We start from the raw sequence: 16,229 nt of genomic DNA, 5'->3' as shown, positions 1-16,229 counted from the left end.
CCTTCTACAGATATCGCTGCGCCCATGACGCCAGAAGCCGGCGTTGCAGAGTTTTCGCCTCTCGCGTCCAGCCGCGCACTCCGGCAGGCAAATCGGTGCCTGACGTTGCGATGTGACGCGGCTGATCCGTGCAAAGAATCGCGAAGACACCTTGACGCCCATCTTTGTCAAGATGACCTGCCAGATTCGAGACGAAGTTCAAGGTGCCGGTCTTGGCGGCAACCTCGTAGCTTTGCGAGACAGGCGCACCCAGATCATCGGAAAGTGGATCCCGTTTCAGCAGGGCACCAAGTTCCGCCGCACCTGCAGCCGACTGGATCGCGCGTGCAAGTCCCTCTGCCGTCACACGGCTGGCATCGGACAACCCCGAATGATCGGCCAGATCGAAGCCGTCACCCAATCCCTGATCGCGGAACCAGCCCTGCATCCTGCGTGCCGACGCCGCCGGATCGCGGGCCCCGCTTGCGTGCAGGCCCACCACCTCGGCGGTCAGGTTGGTCGAGTAATACAGCATGTCACGCAGAATCCGGTCCAGTCTCTGGCTGCCATGCGCCGCGACCTCATCGCCAGCAGGCATGACATCTATCACTTCGGGCGATGGCAGCACCAACCCCTTGGCGCGGCACAGCGTCTGGAACACGTCGCCGGCATATAGTTCGGGCCTCCGAACCGGCAGCCAGCGGCTTCCGGGCCGAGCCAAGGCGGACCGCGCCACGGTCCAGTGTTCGACACGATCATCCGCGCGATAGGTGAACAGGTTGCGCTGATCGACGGGCTGGGCGGTGATGGTATAGGCGCGTGGCGAATTCGCGGCGGCGCGCGCCTCGAGCCGCATCTGCAATCCGCCGCCGACATGACGCCAGCCCAGATGCACACGGTTGAAATTCAGGATCATTCCCGAAACCGCAGGATTATAGGCCAGGTGATCGGGCTGATCCGGGACAATTTCGGTCAGTCGCGGCAGCGCACCACCCCAGACCGCGAAGCGTGCGGGGCTGGTCTGACCCGACGCGACCAGATCGGCGGCCAGCGTTTCCAGATCGTCGCTGGACAGGATCGGATCACCGCCCCCGACCAGAACCAGCATGTCAGCCGCGCGAACGACGCGGGTCCGGAACCGATGATCGGGCCCCAGCCGGGCAAGGGCATATAACGCCGTCAGCACTTTCATGGTGCTGGCCGGCGGCAAAGGCTCTGACGCCAAAGCGCCGTCCAGAAGCGTGCCGCGGTTGTCAAGCAGCGCGTATCCAACCGTGCCACGCAGCCGCGATGCTGCGACCAACTCTGCCGCATCGGGGATAGGCCTGGTGGGCGGCCGTTGCGCCAGACCGGCATCCTGACCCCACAGACGGGCGGCCGGCAGACTTAACGCGGCAGCCAGAACGGCACGACGGCTCAATTTGGTCACCATTCCGCCCCTCAGTCTGGATTCAACTTGTTTCGGGCCGCTCGAATAGCGGTCGATGACTGCGGCGACATCGGCAGGTTGACCAGAACCCAGGCCGGCGGGTCGCACATCGCAAGTTCACCGGCACGGAATTGCGGCAATCGCCAGCGGCGCATGATCTGCGCGGCTGGCGCGTGACGGGCGGCCACACGCGATCCGGGCCGTGACAGGACACCGATCGGCACCGAAGCCGCAATCTGACGCCAGCGGTCCCATTGGTCGAACTGGACCAGATTGTCGGATCCCATCAGCCAGACAAACCGAACCCCGGGATAGCTGCGCTGCAATTCGGCGATCGTGTCGGCGGTCATTCGGGTGCCGAGTCGCGCCTCGACATCCGTCACCACGATATCGGGATCGTGCAGCAATCGCCTTGCTGCGGCGATCCGGTCCTGCAATGGCGCCGGACCGCGCGACTTGAGCGGATTTCCCGGAGAGACCATCCACCAGATCCGGTCAAGCCCGAAGCGGTGTTTGGCAAAGCGAGATATATCGACATGCCCGCAATGGGCAGGATCGAACGATCCGCCCAGAACTCCGATCCGCATACCGGCGTGCGCCAATGGAAATCCTGTCGCCATTTCCAACGATTAGATCATCACATCGGCCAAGCCAACTGGCCCGTCAAGGCAAGCTGGATCTGTTCCGCAACTTGCCCGATCGTATATGGCGATCCTTGGATCGTGACCGCGCGTGCTTCGATAAGATACGCCAGTCAATCGGCGCGCGGCGCGTCGATAATTGTGACGCGCGCCCTGCCATTGCGTTTCGACCGATACAGGGCAGCATCGGAATCGGCCAGCATACGTTCGGCGGACAGGTTCTTGTAGAACCGTGACAGCACGATCCCCATGCTGGCCGAAACGCCGCATTCTTCTTGCTGGTCAAGCGCGGCTTCGATTCCCGCGATGATCCGTCCGGCCAAGCGCTTCAACATCTCCGGATCCTCAAGCCCTTTCAGGATCAGGACAAATTCGTCACCACCGATTCTGGCCGCCGTATCGTCGCTGCGAGTCACCTCTTGCAGGACCCGGGCAACGTGCCGCAGCACCAGATCGCCTGCCGCATGCCCCAGAAGATCATTCACCTGCTTGAAATGATCCAGATCCAGGTGCGCCAGCGCAAAACCCGTGCCCTTCCCCGTGGCGTCACCGTCTCGGGCCAGTCGCAGCGCGTTGCCCAATGCCAGTTCCAGCCCCCTTCGGTTGCGCAATCCGGTCAGCGGATCGGTATGGGCCTGAACCTCGGCGGCCTCGCGCGCCGCCTCCAACTGGCTGTTGAAACGCGATAACTCGCCCAGAACGCCCCCGATCGCCTCGCGCATGAACAGCAGTTCCATGGCCAGTTCGGGTGGCGCGAAATCCGCATCCGTCAGCCCCGCAATGCGCACCGCGTCGTAGATTTCGATCCCGAACCCAAGATTCAGCAACACCGATCCGGATCGCGCGCGAACCGCATTGCCCCTAAGATTCAGGTGCGGCGCTGGTCGCATCCGCAAAAACAGGCGATCGCCGTTTTCTGCGGCGGCGTCGATCCGATCCAGCAACGTGCCGGCATCACCGGCACGCCCGTTCAGGAACAGATCACCAAGATGTTCCCCGCCGCCGATGATCTTGGCCAGGGTCGGCCCGGTCGACAAGACCGTGCCATCGGCCGTCATCCAAAGATGCATCGGCAACAGCGCCTTCAAGGCCCCCATTTCCAATCCAAGGATCTGTTCCCGATGCATCATCGGCGCGTCGCCATGTCGGTGGCACGATCACCAACCAGACGAAACTCTCGCCCCTCGGCAAACGCATCGTCGGAGATCTGGACATGGACTTCATCACCCTTGACCTCAATCAGCGCCAGCGTGCCATAGTCGTCTGCCATGACGCGCAAAACGCCGGCCAGAATCTCGGACCAGCCGGGCGCGGAATGCGGAAAAGACAGTCGCAGCGATTGATTGGACTGCAACGTGATCTCGATCTGCGGCATATCCAGATCCGGAATGACGAAATGTGCCCGTCCAGGCAGTTCCTCCAATCGCATGAGGAAGTCCCTGAAATCACGGCCTGAAAATCGCAACAGACGCCTGATCGCCTCGCGTCTCGCCAGCCAGGCGCCCATGTCCTCGAACAACTCGCCGACCGGCCTGCAAAGCCGTTCTGCGGTCACCGACAAAAGTCGATGGATCTGTTGCTCTCGATCGCGCGACACAGGTGCCGAACCTGTCACGCCCTCACGTGTCCGCGCGTCGCAGTCCGCGACGACCCGCGTCCACAGCGCATCTCCATGGGTGTCACGCAGGAACTCTTCGATCGCCCGAACTACCAGCCTTTGCATTCGTCACCTCTGCTCGATTCCTGCAGCTAACGCAGAAAGATGAACAAGTTTCTAACAGAGGCAGGAATCGCCGCTTGCCGCCGGTCAGTCCGCTTCCCATCCATAGCTGCCCGGTCCCGCGATCGCCGTCCGTGCCGCAAGCAGGTCCTGTGGTCGCATCGACATCGACGACGCGGCTTCGACCACGCGCGAATCATCTTCAAGAAGAAAATCCAGGACATGCAGACCAAGCTCTGGCGTTCCGGCAAGTGCATGCAGATCGTCGGGCCTCAACCCCGTCGCATTCATGAAGCCCGACGCCAGATCAGGTTTCTCGAGGATGTACAGCAGCGCGTCGGTCGCCAGATGTCGCGCGCCTGAATGATTGAAGCTCATCGTTCACCTCTTCGTGGTCTGAGCGGAAATCGGCTCATGAGATCCGGCCGGAAACCGTTTGTTAAGTATTTGATGAAAGGGTTCAGCCTGGAAGCAACGCTTGTAAAGAGGGCGACACGTCCGATGACCGCTCGCATCCTTGTCGCAGATGGGATGGCCACCAACCGCATCACCCTGAAGGTGCGCTTGGCTGCCGCTTGCCATGATGTGGTGACAGCGGGGACGTATGCCCAACTTCTGCAGCAGGCGCGCGCCGCGCGTCCGGACATGATCATCTTGGGAGGCGGCTTCGTCGCCCCGCACCCCGTCCAGATTTGCGAGGAACTGGCCCGAGACCGCGACCTCGCCCGGATCCCTGTCCTGATGCTTGCCGGCAAGGCCGCGATGTTGCCCGCACTGAGGGCGGGTGCTGCAGCGGTGCTTGAACCCACGGTCGAGGAGCAGGTGCTGCTGGCCCGGATCAGGGGTCTGTTGCGAGATACAAACGCCGGCCACGAACCGCAGCGGTCCATGGCCGAAGCACAGGCAGAATTCACGGGTCAGCCGGTTACATCCGGCGTCACGCTGGTCGCCGATTGCGCGGCACGGGCACTGCTGTGGCGGCACATGCTGCAACGTCGCTTGAACAGCCGCTTCAGCATCTGCAACACTGAAGAAGCGCTGGCCGCCGCCGCTGCGGGTCGCGCCGCCGATCTGTATCTGATCGCCGCGGATATCGAGACGCGCGGGGACGGGTTACGGCTGCTATCCGAACTGCGGTCCCGGTCAGGCTCGCGCGATGCCGCCTTCGTGATCGCGACCGGCCCCCATCGGGCCGAGCTGGCCGCGATCGCGCTGGATCTTGGCGCGGGCGAGGTTTTGCCCATCGACCTGGGCGGCGAGCCGGGCGTCGAGGTTGCCACGCTGGCCCTGCAGATGCAGTTGGCCCGCAAGAAGCAGAGTGATCAGCGCCGGGCAGACGCGTTGCGCAACAGATTGTGGGCCATGACCGACCCCCTCACCGGGCTGTACAACCGCCGCTACGCCCTGCCCCGCCTGACCGAGATCGCCCGCGACGCCTTGCGGGAAAAGGACAGCTTCGCTGTCATGGCCCTGGATCTGGATCGCTTCAAGCGGATCAACGACTGTCACGGTCATGCGGCAGGCGATGCCGTTCTGCGCGATGTGGCGGCCCGCCTTGAGGCCGTGATCGGCAGCAGTGGGATCACCGCGCGCCTCGGCGGCGAGGAATTTCTGGCAGTCCTGCCCGGCATGGGCGAGCGCGAAGCCTGGACCCGCGCCGAAGAGGTGCGTCGGGTGGTCGAAGCACGCCCCGTCATGCTGCCGGATCTTTCGGGCGGCGGACATGTCGGAATAACACTTTCCGCAGGCGTCGCAATCGGTCGCTGCGTCTCTGCGACCTTCCAGCCCGAACGCCTTGCCGAGATGTCTCTGGAACGCGCGGATCGTGCGCTGATGTCGGCCAAGGCGCTGGGGCGGAACCGGGTCATGCTGGCGCAGGCCGAACACGCGGCCTGAGTGCGGCCGATACCTGTGTCCCGTCAGGACTGGCGGAAAGCCTGTTCCGGCACTAGATTGACGGAAACGGGGACCGAACGGGATCCCGATTCAGACGGAGCAGCGCATGACGCAATCGCAGCTTTCCACGAACATGGCGGATGCCGAGCGTCCGAACGGGCAGGCAATGCTGCGCGGGACGCGTGGCCGATGCCCCGCCTGCGGCGAGGGAAAACTGTTCAAGGGTTATCTGAAAGTGGCAGACCATTGCCCTTCCTGTGGCGAGGCGATGCACCACCAGCGTGCCGATGACGGACCGGCCTATCTGACGATCCTGCTGGTTTCGCATCTTGGCGCCCCTATCCTGCTGGCCAGCTTCATCGCGTGGCGCCCTTCGGCGATGACGATGATCATGACCTTCGGGCTGGGTGCCATTGCGCTGTCGCTGCTGCTGCTGCCGCGCATCAAGGGTGCAATGATCGGGCTGCAATGGGCTCGGCGCATGCATGGTTTCGGTGATGCGGCCGAGCCCGCCTCATCATGACGATACAGACGCCGGACATGCCGATCCGGGATGCCGCGACGATGATCCTGCTGCGTCGCGACGCGGGCGGCGGCGCGGTTCTGATGGGAATGCGCGGCGCGTCTGCGGTATTCATGCCATCGAAATATGTGTTTCCGGGCGGCGCCGTCGACGCAGCCGACGCCACCGCGCCGATGGCGCACGGACTGACCGAGCCGCATCGCAGCCGTCTGCTGTGCGACCCGCGCGACGACGCCTGTGCGGACCCCCACGCCATCGCCGCCGCCGCGCTGCGCGAACTGGCGGAAGAGACAGGACTGCTGATCGGCTCCGACACGGGACCACTCTGCGGCTGGCCGGGATATGCCGATACCGGGCTAAGACCAGACGCCTCGGGCCTGCAGTATGTCTTTCGCGCCATCACGCCACCGGGTCGCCCGCGCCGGTTCGACGCGCGCTTCTTTCTTGCCGATGCCGCGACGATCTGCGGCGATCCGGACGATTTCGGCCGCGCGTGTGACGAGCTTTCGCATCTGCACTGGGTTCCGCTGTCAGACGCCCGCGCGCTGGACCTGCCGTTTATCACCGAGGTGGTTCTGGCGGAAATCGCCGAACTGGCCGGGGCGGTGCCGTATCACGCACCATTGCCGCAGGCCGACACCGTGCCGTTCTTCGATAATCGCGGTGCTGCACCGCGATTTTCCCAGATCGCCTGACGAAACGATCAACGCCCCGCAAGCTGCGCCATCAGGTCGTTCGCGAATGCCGCAATGGCCAGAGATGCGTCGAAATCGAACTGATTAATCGCGACGAATACCCCGATATCGTGGGCCGGGGCGAAAGCGTGATAGACAAACATCCCCTGCAGCCCACCGGCTTTTTGCAGGATCAGCGGTCGTCCGGCATCCGGCCGCATGATCACCCAGCCCAGCCCCATCGCGTCCATATGGCCGGATTCGTCCATCGCGAAGACCGGGCTTCGTCCATCTCGCGGCACCCAGGCGGCGTGATCCAAAAGCCGCGCCTCTGGCAGCGTGCCGGCATCCTCCGCCAGATGCCATTCCAGCCATGTCAGCATGTCGTCGGCGGTCGAATACAGCCCGCTGGCCCCCGACATGACGGCTGTCGTGGGAATATCGGGCAACGCCTCGCCCTGGAATCCGTGGCCTTGCATCAGCCGGTCGCCTTCGCGCGGGGCAAAGACGGTGTTCTTCAGGTCGATCGGGTCCAGAAGCCGTGTTCGAAGAAGATCGCGATAGGCTTGCCCGCCGACCTGCCCCAAGGTCATGGCCAGCAGATCAAATCCCATGTTGGAATAGCTGATGCCACTGCCCGGCGCGAAAAGTCGCGGCTGCTCTGAAATTGCCTTGCGGTAGGCCGTCTCGGTCAGCGTGGCGAACGGGTCATCGTCCGGACCGGGTTCGCGGTCGGCCTCGCGCGGCAGCCCGGCACCATGCGTCGCAAGATCGATCAGGCGGATTACGGGTCCGTCGGCCGCATCGATATCAGGCCAATCCAGGTATTCGGTCAAGGGATCGGTCAGGTTGACGTCTCCCTCGGCGGTCATCTGTGCCAACATCGCGCCCGTGAACACCTTGGTGATCGACCCCACCCGCATCAGCGTTCCGCCATCGGGCGCGCCCTGCCCCGGCGCAGCCTCGCCAAAACCTGCGATGCGACGGTCGCCGTCCTGCGTCACGGCAAGGATCAGGGCTGGTGTACCCAGTTCCAGCCACAGGACCTGTCCACCGAAGTCCACTGCCTCGTTCAGCATCGGCTGATCCGCTGTCGCCGGCGCGGACCAGATCAGTAATGCGGCAAGAACCGTCCACCGAACCCCACGACATACGTTCATTCCATCCTCCTGCTTTACCCAAAGTGATGGTCTGCCGATCACAACCCAGACGCGAACCTTGGTAAAGGAAGATGCATTCGGCTATCGAGGTCAAGCGTCTCAGATCGCGGCGGCGGCGGTGCCACCTTCGCGCCTGCGCAGCCTTGTGCGCAAGTGACCCGCACCCAGCCTTGCCCGCAGCTTGCGCGACAGCATGTCGATGCCAGCGGTGACCAGTCCCGTCGCGACAAGGATCGCAACCGCGCGATCCAGCCGCAGTTCCGCGATGGCGTCGTCCAGATAGAACCCCAACGTGGCGATCCCCAGAATGCCCAAGATGGCACTTTCGCGGATGATGATCTCCCACCGGTAAAGACACAGCGCGACGAACTGGCCAAACAGGCGCGGCACGATCTCCCACCCCCACAGCGTCAGCCCTGACGGGGCGTCGGGCCGCAGAGCCAACCCGGCGGCCTGCCGTCCAAGAAGATGCCCGATGATCGCACCGTTATGCAGACCCAGCGCAAGGATCGCGGGCAGCATCGAAGGTCCGAAGACCTGCAGGAACAGATAGGCCAGCATGTATTCGGGAAAGCTGCGCAGGATCACCAGCACCAGATGGCCCAGCATCGCGCCGGCGCGACCCGTCACACGCGGCACGATCAGCGATTGGGCAAAGAACGCAATCAGACCGGCCAGGACAAGCGCCAACTGCGCGACCAGCATCGTCGCGAACAGGCCCGGCAGGATCGCGTCGCGGGTCAGTTCGGACAGCCACGCCCACAGCCCTGCCGGATCGCCCTGCCGCAGCGGCGCGGGCACGATATCATGTGTCAGGAACCGCCAAAGAACCCCCGATCCCATCGGTGGCGCCTTGACCTGCGAAAGCATCGCGATGGCAGCGATCAGCCACAGCCAGACAAGTCGCGGGCGCATCCAGACACGGACCAAGGCGATCAGCGCGATATAGATCGCCATGATCGCCCCCGCCGCGCCGTATTCGCCCTGCTTGAAGAAGCTGTCCAGCTGAAACCCCAGCGTGGGCAGACCGATAAAGCCCAGAACAGCCGACGACCGTAACCCGCATTCCAGGCGATAAAGCGCATAGTTCACCATCTCGGGCCGAGCCAGCGGCGCTCGCGCCCAAAGGAACCGGCTAAGCGGATCGACCCTTGATCCCAACCATTCCGAGGGGCGCGGATCGGCCTCGTCCAGGATTTCTGACAGAACCTTGGCGAAGATACCCGCATAGGGCAGCGCGATGGCCAGAACGCCGGTGGTGACACCCATTCCGGTCACCTGCATCAGCATCAGCGCCCAGAACAGCTCGTGCACGGAGCGCAGCGCGATGCAGGTCCAGCGCACCACGCGAAACCGATAGAATGGTGCCATCAGCAAGCCGGCCAATCCGCCCGCCGCGACACCCGCGACCGCAAAGGCGATGGTCAGCGCGACGGCGCGGAAAATCTGTTCGACGGCACCGAAATCGGGCCGCAGGAACCCGGCGGCCATGCGCCCAAGCGCCGCCCACGGGTCGTGCCCGGCCTGCTGCAGATCGGCGAAGGGCAGGCACAGCGCCGCGACAGCCAGAAACCCCGCGACGATACCAAGCCGTGACACCCGCTCAGCGCGCATAAAGTGCCTCGATCAGGTCGCGCGGAATATCAGGGGCGCCGTCCAGCAGCACCTGTCCGTGTTTCAGACCGATCAGGCGCGTCGCAAAGCCCAGGGCCAGGTCAACATCGTGCAATGCCAGGATGGCGGTCGGGAACGCGTCGCGGATCACCCCTGCCAGCCTGTCGGCCTGCGCGGGATCGACCGCCGACAGCGGTTCATCACCGACCAGGACATCCCCGCCGCGATACAGCGCGCGGGCCAGCGCCACGCGCTGTTTCTGACCGCCTGACAGGGTCTCGACGGCGCGATCAGCCTCGGGGCACAATCCGACCTGATCCAGAACCGTCATCGCCGCGTCGCGGTCGGCGCGGCGCGGGCGGATCAGCGTGGCCAGATTATACACCGCACCGTGATCGTCCAGCCGGCCCATCAGCACGTTGCGCAGCGCGGAAAGCTGCGGGACCAGGGCATGATCCTGCGGAACCAGCGCGACCCGTCGCCCCTGATCCAGCAAAGCCTGCCGGACAGCAGCCAGCAGCGTGGACTTGCCCGCGCCGCTGCGGCCCAGCAGCACCACCCGCTCACCCACCGCGACATGCAGGGTGACGCCACGAAGCACCGGCGCGGCGCCATAGCCCAGATCCGCGGCGTCGAGCAGGTGCAAGCGGCCTACTCCAACAGGCCCAGCTCGCGTCCGACCTTCTCGATCGGGGCATAATCTTCGTTCGATGCCGCAATGAACCGCGTGCGCGGGAATGCCGCCAGAAGATCGGGGTCATCCATTCCGATCAAGGCGGCCTGAACCTTGTCGGCAAACCCTTCCCCCCAACGCGCATCCACATCGCCCCGGATGGTCCAGTTATAGTCGGGATAGGGCGGCGTCTTCCAGATGACCTTCGCGGTCTCTATTTCGGGCGCGCCGTCGGCAACGGCCTGATCATAGACGGCAAAGTTCAGCGCACCGATCTGCCACGCGCCGGACGCCACCAATCGCAGGGTCTGACTGTGATCGCCCGAGAATCCGACCCGATCAAAGAAATCCTCGGGCGCCTCGCCGGTTTCCTGACGGATATGGAATTCCGGCATCAGCCGTCCCGAGGTCGAGGTCTTGGCCCCGAAGGTGAAGGACATGCCCTTGGCCGCAGCGGGAAAATCCGCGGATTCGGTCAGACCGGTATCTGTATTGGCGATGAAATAGCTGACGAATTTCTGATCCTCGTCCCCTTGCGCGATCGCGCGGGCCTCGGGCACCAGCAACCTTGCCTGCACGCCGGACAACCCACCGAACCACGCCAACTGAACCTGATCGTTGCGGAATGCGGTAACCGCCGCAGGATAGGATTTCACCGGCACGAACTGAACCGGCACATCAAGCTGTTCGGACAGGTAATCGGCAACCTTGTCGAAGCGTTCGGCCAACCGTGTCTCGTCCTCGTCCGGGATGGCCGAGAAATACAACGTGTCCTGCGCATGGGCGCTGCCAAGCATGGCGGCAAGCGCAAAGGCGGACATGAACAGGCGGGGCAAAAGACGCATGGCGGACCTCATCAGCCGTTGTTGTGGGTTCGGGAAGGACGGGGACCCTGGCGCCCTGGGGTTGCGCCGCCACTCATCCTCCCGACAAACCCCTGACGGAGAGCGCGGCATCTTGCAAGACACCACCCCGAGCGCCGCCGGCGCATCGGTCTGCCTGCGGAAAGAATAGCAGTTCACCGCAGGCCGCCGCAAGCAGGGACAAGCTGCCAGAGGCGCGATCAATCACAAGTGGTTTGTCCGGGATGGTTTCTCTTGACTTGCGAAAGTCAGCTTCGCACGATGATTTCGTACCTATCGTGATGACAGGCAAAGTGGAGGGTCCCATGAATATCGACCTGACGCGCCGCGGCTTTCTAAGGCTGGCAGGTGCGGGGGTTGCGGCGACCTCGCTGGGGGCCATGGGCTTCGGCGAGGCAGAGGCGGCGGAAGCGGCGCATGTGCGGGCTTTCAAGCTGACCACGACAACGGAAACGCGCAACACCTGTACCTACTGCTCGGTCGCCTGCGGGATCATCATGTATTCCAAGGGCGATGTGAAAGCCGGCGAAATCGCCGAGATCATGCACATCGAAGGCGACGCCGACCATCCGACGAATCGCGGCACGCTGTGTCCCAAGGGCGCGGCCCTGAAGGATTTCGTCAAGGCCCCGACACGCCTGACCCGGCCCCGCTATCGCGCTGCAGGGGCCACCGAGTTCCAGGATGTCACCTGGGACGAGGCGCTGGACAAGATCGCCCGCGCGATGAAGGACGACCGCGACGCCAATCTGGTGCAGGTCAACGAGGCCGGCGTGCCGGTCAACCGTTGGACCACGACCGGGTTTCTTGCGGCCTCCGCCACCACGAACGAAACCGCATGGCTGACCTACAAGGCCGTCCGGTCACTGGGAATCGTCGGCTTCGACAACCAGGCACGCGTCTGACACGGCCCTACGGTAGCCAGTTTGGCTCCAACATTTGGCCGTGGCGCAATGACCAACGCCTGGACCGACATCAAGAACACCGACCTGGTGATCGTCATGGGCGGCAACGCCGCCGAGGCGCATCCCTGCGGCTTCAAATGGGTGACCGAAGCCAAGGCGACGCGTGGCGCCAAGCTGATCGTCGTCGATCCGCGCTATACCCGTACTGCCTCGGTGTCGGATTATTATGCCCCGATCCGTCCGGGCAGCGACATCGCCTTCCTGATGGGCGTGATCCGCTGGTGCATCGAAAACGACAAGGTACAGTGGGAATATGTCCGCAACTTCACCAATGCCGCGTTGCTGGTGAAGGACGGCTTCGGCTGGTCCGACGGGCTTTTCAGCGGCTATGACGAGGAAAAGCGCGACTACGACAAGGCGGACTGGGATTACCAGATCGGTGATGACGGCTATGCCAAGCTGGACATGACGCTTCAGGATCCGCGCTGCGTGTGGAACCTGCTCAAGGCTCATGTAGACGTCTATACGCCCGAATTCGTGGAAAATGTCTGCGGCACGCCCAAGGACCGCTATCTGCAGATCTGCGAGATGATCGGTGAATGCAGCGCGCCTGATCGGGTGATGACCTCGATGTACGCGCTTGGCTGGACGCAGCATTCCAAGGGCGCCCAGAACATCCGCGGCATGGCGATGCTGCAGCTGATCCTGGGCAATATCGGCATGCGCGGCGGCGGGATGAACGCGCTGCGGGGGCATTCGAATATCCAGGGCCTGACCGATCTGGGCCTGATGTCGAACCTGATCCCCGGCTATCTGAACATCCCGACCGAACGGGAACCCGACTGGCAGACCTATATGTCCACGCGGGAGTTCAAGCCGCTTCGACCGGGCCAGACCAGCTATTGGCAGAACTATTCCAAGTTCATGGTCAGCTTCATGAAGGCGATGTGGGGCGATGCCGCCACGGCCGAGAATGATTGGGCCTACCACTATCTGCCCAAGCTGGACGTGCCGACCTATGACGTCCTGCGGATGTTCGAGCTGATGAAGCAGGGACAGGTGAACCTGTATTTCTGCCAGGGCTTCAATCCGCTGATGGCCTTCCCCAACCGGGCCAAGCTGACAGAGGCGCTGTCCAAGCTGAAGCTGCTGGTCGTGATGGACCCGCTTGAGACCGAGACTGCGCATTTCTGGGAAAACCACGGTCAGTACAACGACGTGGATTCCGCCTCGATCCAGACCGAGGTGCTGGAACTGCCGACGACCTGCTTTGCCGAGGACGAAGGCGCGCTGGTCAACTCGGGCCGTTGGCTGCAATGGCACTGGCCGGGCGGCTCGCCTCCGGGCGAGGCGAAGAACGACACCTGGATCATGGCCAACCTGTTCCAGAAGCTGCGCAAGCTTTATCAGGATGAAGGTGGGGTGTTTCCCGAACCGATCCTGAACCTCAGCTGGAACTATGCCGATCCGCTGGACCCCAAGCCCGAGGAACTGGCCAAGGAGATGAATGGCCGCGCGCTGCGCGACATCGAAGATCCGGCCAATCCCGGAACCACGCTGGTTGCCGCCGGCAAGCAGGTGAAGAACTTCACCCAGTTGCAGGACGACGGCTCGACCATGTGCGGCTGCTGGATCTTCTCGGGTTGCTGGAACGAGGATGGCAACAACATGGCGCGGCGGGACAATTCCGATCCCGGCGATGCGGGGATGTTCCTGAACTGGTCCTATTCATGGCCGGTCAATCGGCGCATCCTGTATAACCGCGCCTCGGCCGACATGCAGGGCAAGCCGTGGGATCCCGATCGCAAGCTGATCGAATGGACCGGCGAGAAATGGGAAGGCTATGATGTGCCCGATATCGGCGTGACGTCGAAGCCCGGCGAGGTCATGCCCTTCATCATGAACCAGGAGGGCACATCGCGCCTGTTCACCCGCGGGATGATGCGGGACGGCCCCTTCCCCACGCATATGGAGCCGTTCGAAAGCCCGATCGCGAATGTCCTGAACCCGAAGATGCGCGGCAACCCGGTCAGCCGGGTCTTCGTGGACGACGCCGAGCAATTCGCGACCAGCGAAGAATTCCCGTTCGTCGCCACGTCCTACCGGCTGACGGAACATTTCCACTACTGGACCAAGCACAACAAGGTGAACGCCTCGTTGCAGCCCGAGTTCTTCGTGGAGATCAGCCAGGAACTGGCGGCCGAGAAGGGTATCACCGGCGGCAGCCGGGTGCGTGTCTGGGGCAAGCGGGGACAGGTCTGGGCAAAGGCCGTGGTGACCAAGCGGATCAAGCCGATGCAATGCGACGGAAAGACCGTCCATGTCGTGGGCATTCCACTGCACTGGGGCTTCATGGGTGCCGCCAAGAAGGGCTGGGGGCCGAACAGCCTGACGCCGTTCGTCGGTGACGCGAACGTGGAAACGCCGGAATTCAAGGCGTTCCTCGTCAATATCGAACCCGCAGCAGAGGAGCCGGTGGCATGAGCGATACCGCACCTCAACCCACGACAGCGGCGGCGAACCCGCCCGTCCAGCCGCTTGAATCGAACTTGCTTCCCTCCGACGTGGTCCGAATCTCGGCCACGCCGGATGTGCCTCAGCCGACGCGGCAACTGACCAAGGTCGCCAAGCTGATCGATGTCAGCAAATGCATCGGCTGCAAGGCGTGCCAGTCGGCCTGCGTGGAATGGAACGATACCCATCCCGAGATCGGCGAGAATATCGGCAGCTACGAAAACCCGCATGATCTGACGCCGGACATGTTCACCCTGATGCGGTTCAGTGAATGGGAAAATCCCGCCACAAACGAACTGGAGTGGCTGATCCGCAAGGATGGCTGCATGCATTGCGAGGATCCGGGCTGCCTGAAGGCCTGTCCCGCCCCCGGCGCGATCGTGCAGTATTCGAACGGCATCGTGGACTTCATCCACGACAACTGCATCGGCTGCGGCTATTGCGTGACCGGCTGTCCGTTCGACATTCCCCGCATCAGCAAGGTCGATCACAAAAGCTACAAATGCACCCTGTGTTCGGATCGGGTCGCCGTCGGCCAGGGGCCTGCCTGCGCCAAAGCCTGCCCGACAAAGGCGATCACCTTCGGCACCAAGGACGACATGACGGCGCTGGCCAATGAACGGGTCGAGGATCTGAAGTCGCGCGGCTACGAGAACGCCGGGATCTACGATCCCGAAGGCGTCGGCGGCACGCATGTCTTCTATGTTCTGCACCACGCGGACAAGCCCTCGATCTACAGCAACCTGGCTGAAAACCCGCGCATCTCGCCCATTGTCGAAGGCTGGAAGGGCGTCACCAAGACGGCCGGCATGGCAGCAATGGGCGTGGCGGCTGCGGGCGCCGTCCTGATGGGCCTGTTCACCCGCAACAAGGTCGAACCCGAAGAGGAAGAGGCTGCCGAACGGCTGGTGCAGGACCGGGAGGGAATCTGATGCACAAGCCACTCTATTCCGACCCCGCAGATCACATCGAAAGCACCGACCCGGTGCGCGTCAGCCGCTATCGCGGCATCACACGGTTGAACCACTGGGTGACGGCGCTGTCGCTGATCGTCCTGGCGCTGTCGGGTCTGGCGTTCTTTTCACCGCATCTCTACTTCCTGACCGGCCTGTTCGGCAGCGGACAGATTGCGCGCTGGCTTCATCCGATCATCGGCGTGGTTCTGTTCTTCAGCTTCCTGCTGCTGTTCCTGCAGATGTGGCGGCTGAACCTGCCCAAGCCCGAAGACACCACCTGGGTGTCGCGGATCGGCGATGTTGCGACCGGCCACGAAGAGCGATTGCCCGAGATGGGCAAGTACAACGCCGGACAGAAATTCATTTTCTGGGCGATGTCGGTGCTGATCGTGGTGCTGATCGTGTCCGGCATCATGATGTGGCAGCAGTACTTTGCCGGGCTCGTCTCCATCCCGGTGCGCCGCGTCGCGACGCTAGTTCACGCGCTGGCCGCCGTCGCGATCATCCTTGTCTTCATCCTGCACGTGTTCGCGGCCTTCTGGGTGCGCGGCACCCTGCGCGCGATGACACGCGGCGATGTCACCGGCGGTTGGGCATGGCGGCATCATCGCAAATGGCTGCGCGAGGTCGCTGGACGTTCCAGCAAGGGGCCGGCAGAATAGTAACTGCAACGCAACCCTCA

At 63.3% G+C, this 16,229-nt stretch carries 15 protein-coding genes and 1 pseudogene; 7 read left to right on the top strand and 9 right to left on the bottom strand.

Annotated elements, in window-relative coordinates:
• Positions 1–4: 4 nt before the first annotated feature.
• The 5 genes from MU516_RS13325 to MU516_RS13305 form a co-directional block, all read right to left on the bottom strand.
• Entirely contained in the window at positions 5–1,411 is a 1,407-nt protein-coding gene (locus MU516_RS13325) for a D-alanyl-D-alanine carboxypeptidase (RefSeq protein ID WP_260277714.1), read from the bottom strand.
• An 8-nt stretch (positions 1,412–1,419) separates the two neighbouring features.
• Positions 1,420–2,028: a nicotinate-nucleotide adenylyltransferase gene (locus tag MU516_RS13320; RefSeq protein ID WP_260277840.1), complete on the bottom strand. Its 609-nt coding sequence runs from the start codon at positions 2,026–2,028 to the stop codon at positions 1,420–1,422.
• Between the two features lie 134 nt (positions 2,029–2,162).
• On the bottom strand, positions 2,163–3,179 hold the full coding sequence (locus MU516_RS13315; RefSeq protein WP_260277713.1) for a GGDEF domain-containing protein: 1,017 nt from the start codon (positions 3,177–3,179) through the stop codon (positions 2,163–2,165).
• The gene (locus MU516_RS13310; RefSeq protein WP_260277712.1) at positions 3,176–3,772 is read right to left on the bottom strand and encodes a heme NO-binding domain-containing protein; all 597 of its coding nucleotides are present in this window, start codon (positions 3,770–3,772) and stop codon (positions 3,176–3,178) included. Before MU516_RS13310 ends, MU516_RS13315 begins: the two co-directional genes overlap by 4 nt.
• Positions 3,773–3,856: 84 nt before the next feature.
• Positions 3,857–4,147 carry a DUF3572 domain-containing protein gene (locus tag MU516_RS13305; protein ID WP_260277711.1) on the bottom strand — a complete coding sequence of 97 codons (291 nt, stop codon included), beginning with the start codon at positions 4,145–4,147 and terminating at the stop codon, positions 3,857–3,859.
• 123 nt (positions 4,148–4,270) lie between these two features.
• On the opposite strand from MU516_RS13305, the gene MU516_RS13300 reads away from it, so the two are divergent.
• The 3 genes from MU516_RS13300 (at position 4,271) to MU516_RS13290 (ending at position 6,883) form a co-directional block, all read left to right on the top strand.
• Positions 4,271–5,665 carry a diguanylate cyclase gene (locus MU516_RS13300; protein ID WP_260277710.1) on the top strand — a complete coding sequence of 465 codons (1,395 nt, stop codon included), beginning with the start codon at positions 4,271–4,273 and terminating at the stop codon, positions 5,663–5,665.
• 106 nt (positions 5,666–5,771) lie between these two features.
• A complete protein-coding gene (locus tag MU516_RS13295) occupies positions 5,772–6,188 on the top strand; it encodes a DUF983 domain-containing protein (protein ID WP_260277709.1) in 417 nt (138 codons plus the stop codon).
• Positions 6,185–6,883, top strand: a complete 699-nt coding sequence (locus tag MU516_RS13290; RefSeq protein WP_260277708.1) for an NUDIX hydrolase — start codon at positions 6,185–6,187, stop codon at positions 6,881–6,883. Before MU516_RS13295 ends, MU516_RS13290 begins: the two co-directional genes overlap by 4 nt.
• 8 nt (positions 6,884–6,891) lie before the next feature.
• On the opposite strand, the gene ampH is transcribed toward MU516_RS13290, so the two are convergent.
• From ampH to MU516_RS13270, 4 genes are all read right to left on the bottom strand, one after another.
• Entirely contained in the window at positions 6,892–8,022 is a 1,131-nt protein-coding gene (gene ampH / locus MU516_RS13285; RefSeq protein ID WP_260277707.1) for a D-alanyl-D-alanine-carboxypeptidase/endopeptidase AmpH, read from the bottom strand.
• 99 nt (positions 8,023–8,121) lie between these two features.
• Positions 8,122–9,636, bottom strand: a complete 1,515-nt coding sequence (locus MU516_RS13280; RefSeq protein WP_260277706.1) for a PhnE/PtxC family ABC transporter permease — start codon at positions 9,634–9,636, stop codon at positions 8,122–8,124.
• Positions 9,626–10,282 carry an ATP-binding cassette domain-containing protein gene (locus MU516_RS13275; RefSeq protein WP_260277705.1) on the bottom strand — a complete coding sequence of 219 codons (657 nt, stop codon included), beginning with the start codon at positions 10,280–10,282 and terminating at the stop codon, positions 9,626–9,628. Before MU516_RS13275 ends, MU516_RS13280 begins: the two co-directional genes overlap by 11 nt.
• Before the next feature lie 5 nt (positions 10,283–10,287).
• Positions 10,288–11,130, bottom strand: a complete 843-nt coding sequence (locus MU516_RS13270) for a putative selenate ABC transporter substrate-binding protein (RefSeq protein ID WP_425606861.1) — start codon at positions 11,128–11,130, stop codon at positions 10,288–10,290.
• A 347-nt stretch (positions 11,131–11,477) separates the two neighbouring features.
• Between MU516_RS13270 and MU516_RS19540 the strand changes: the two genes are divergently transcribed.
• From MU516_RS19540 to MU516_RS13255, 4 genes and pseudogenes are all read left to right on the top strand, one after another.
• Positions 11,478–12,077, top strand: coding sequence for a twin-arginine translocation signal domain-containing protein (locus MU516_RS19540; RefSeq protein WP_486651770.1), 600 nt, complete (start codon positions 11,478–11,480; stop codon positions 12,075–12,077).
• Positions 12,078–12,089: 12 nt separating this feature from the next.
• A pseudogene (fdnG, locus tag MU516_RS13265) lies at positions 12,090–14,561 on the top strand (formate dehydrogenase-N subunit alpha); the annotation flags it as partial.
• Complete coding sequence (gene fdxH, locus MU516_RS13260; protein ID WP_260277702.1) at positions 14,558–15,523, top strand: formate dehydrogenase subunit beta; 966 nt, start codon at positions 14,558–14,560, stop codon at positions 15,521–15,523. The pseudogene fdnG and the gene fdxH, both read left to right, overlap by 4 nt.
• A complete protein-coding gene (locus MU516_RS13255) occupies positions 15,523–16,209 on the top strand; it encodes a formate dehydrogenase subunit gamma (protein ID WP_260277700.1) in 687 nt (228 codons plus the stop codon). The genes fdxH and MU516_RS13255 overlap by 1 nt, the downstream gene beginning before the upstream one ends.
• The last annotated feature ends 20 nt before the right edge of the window (positions 16,210–16,229 follow it).

This window comes from Paracoccus maritimus (assembly GCF_025195095.1).
Lineage (GTDB): Bacteria > Pseudomonadota > Alphaproteobacteria > Rhodobacterales > Rhodobacteraceae > Paracoccus > Paracoccus maritimus.
This window is presented reverse-complemented; position numbering and strand designations above follow the sequence as displayed.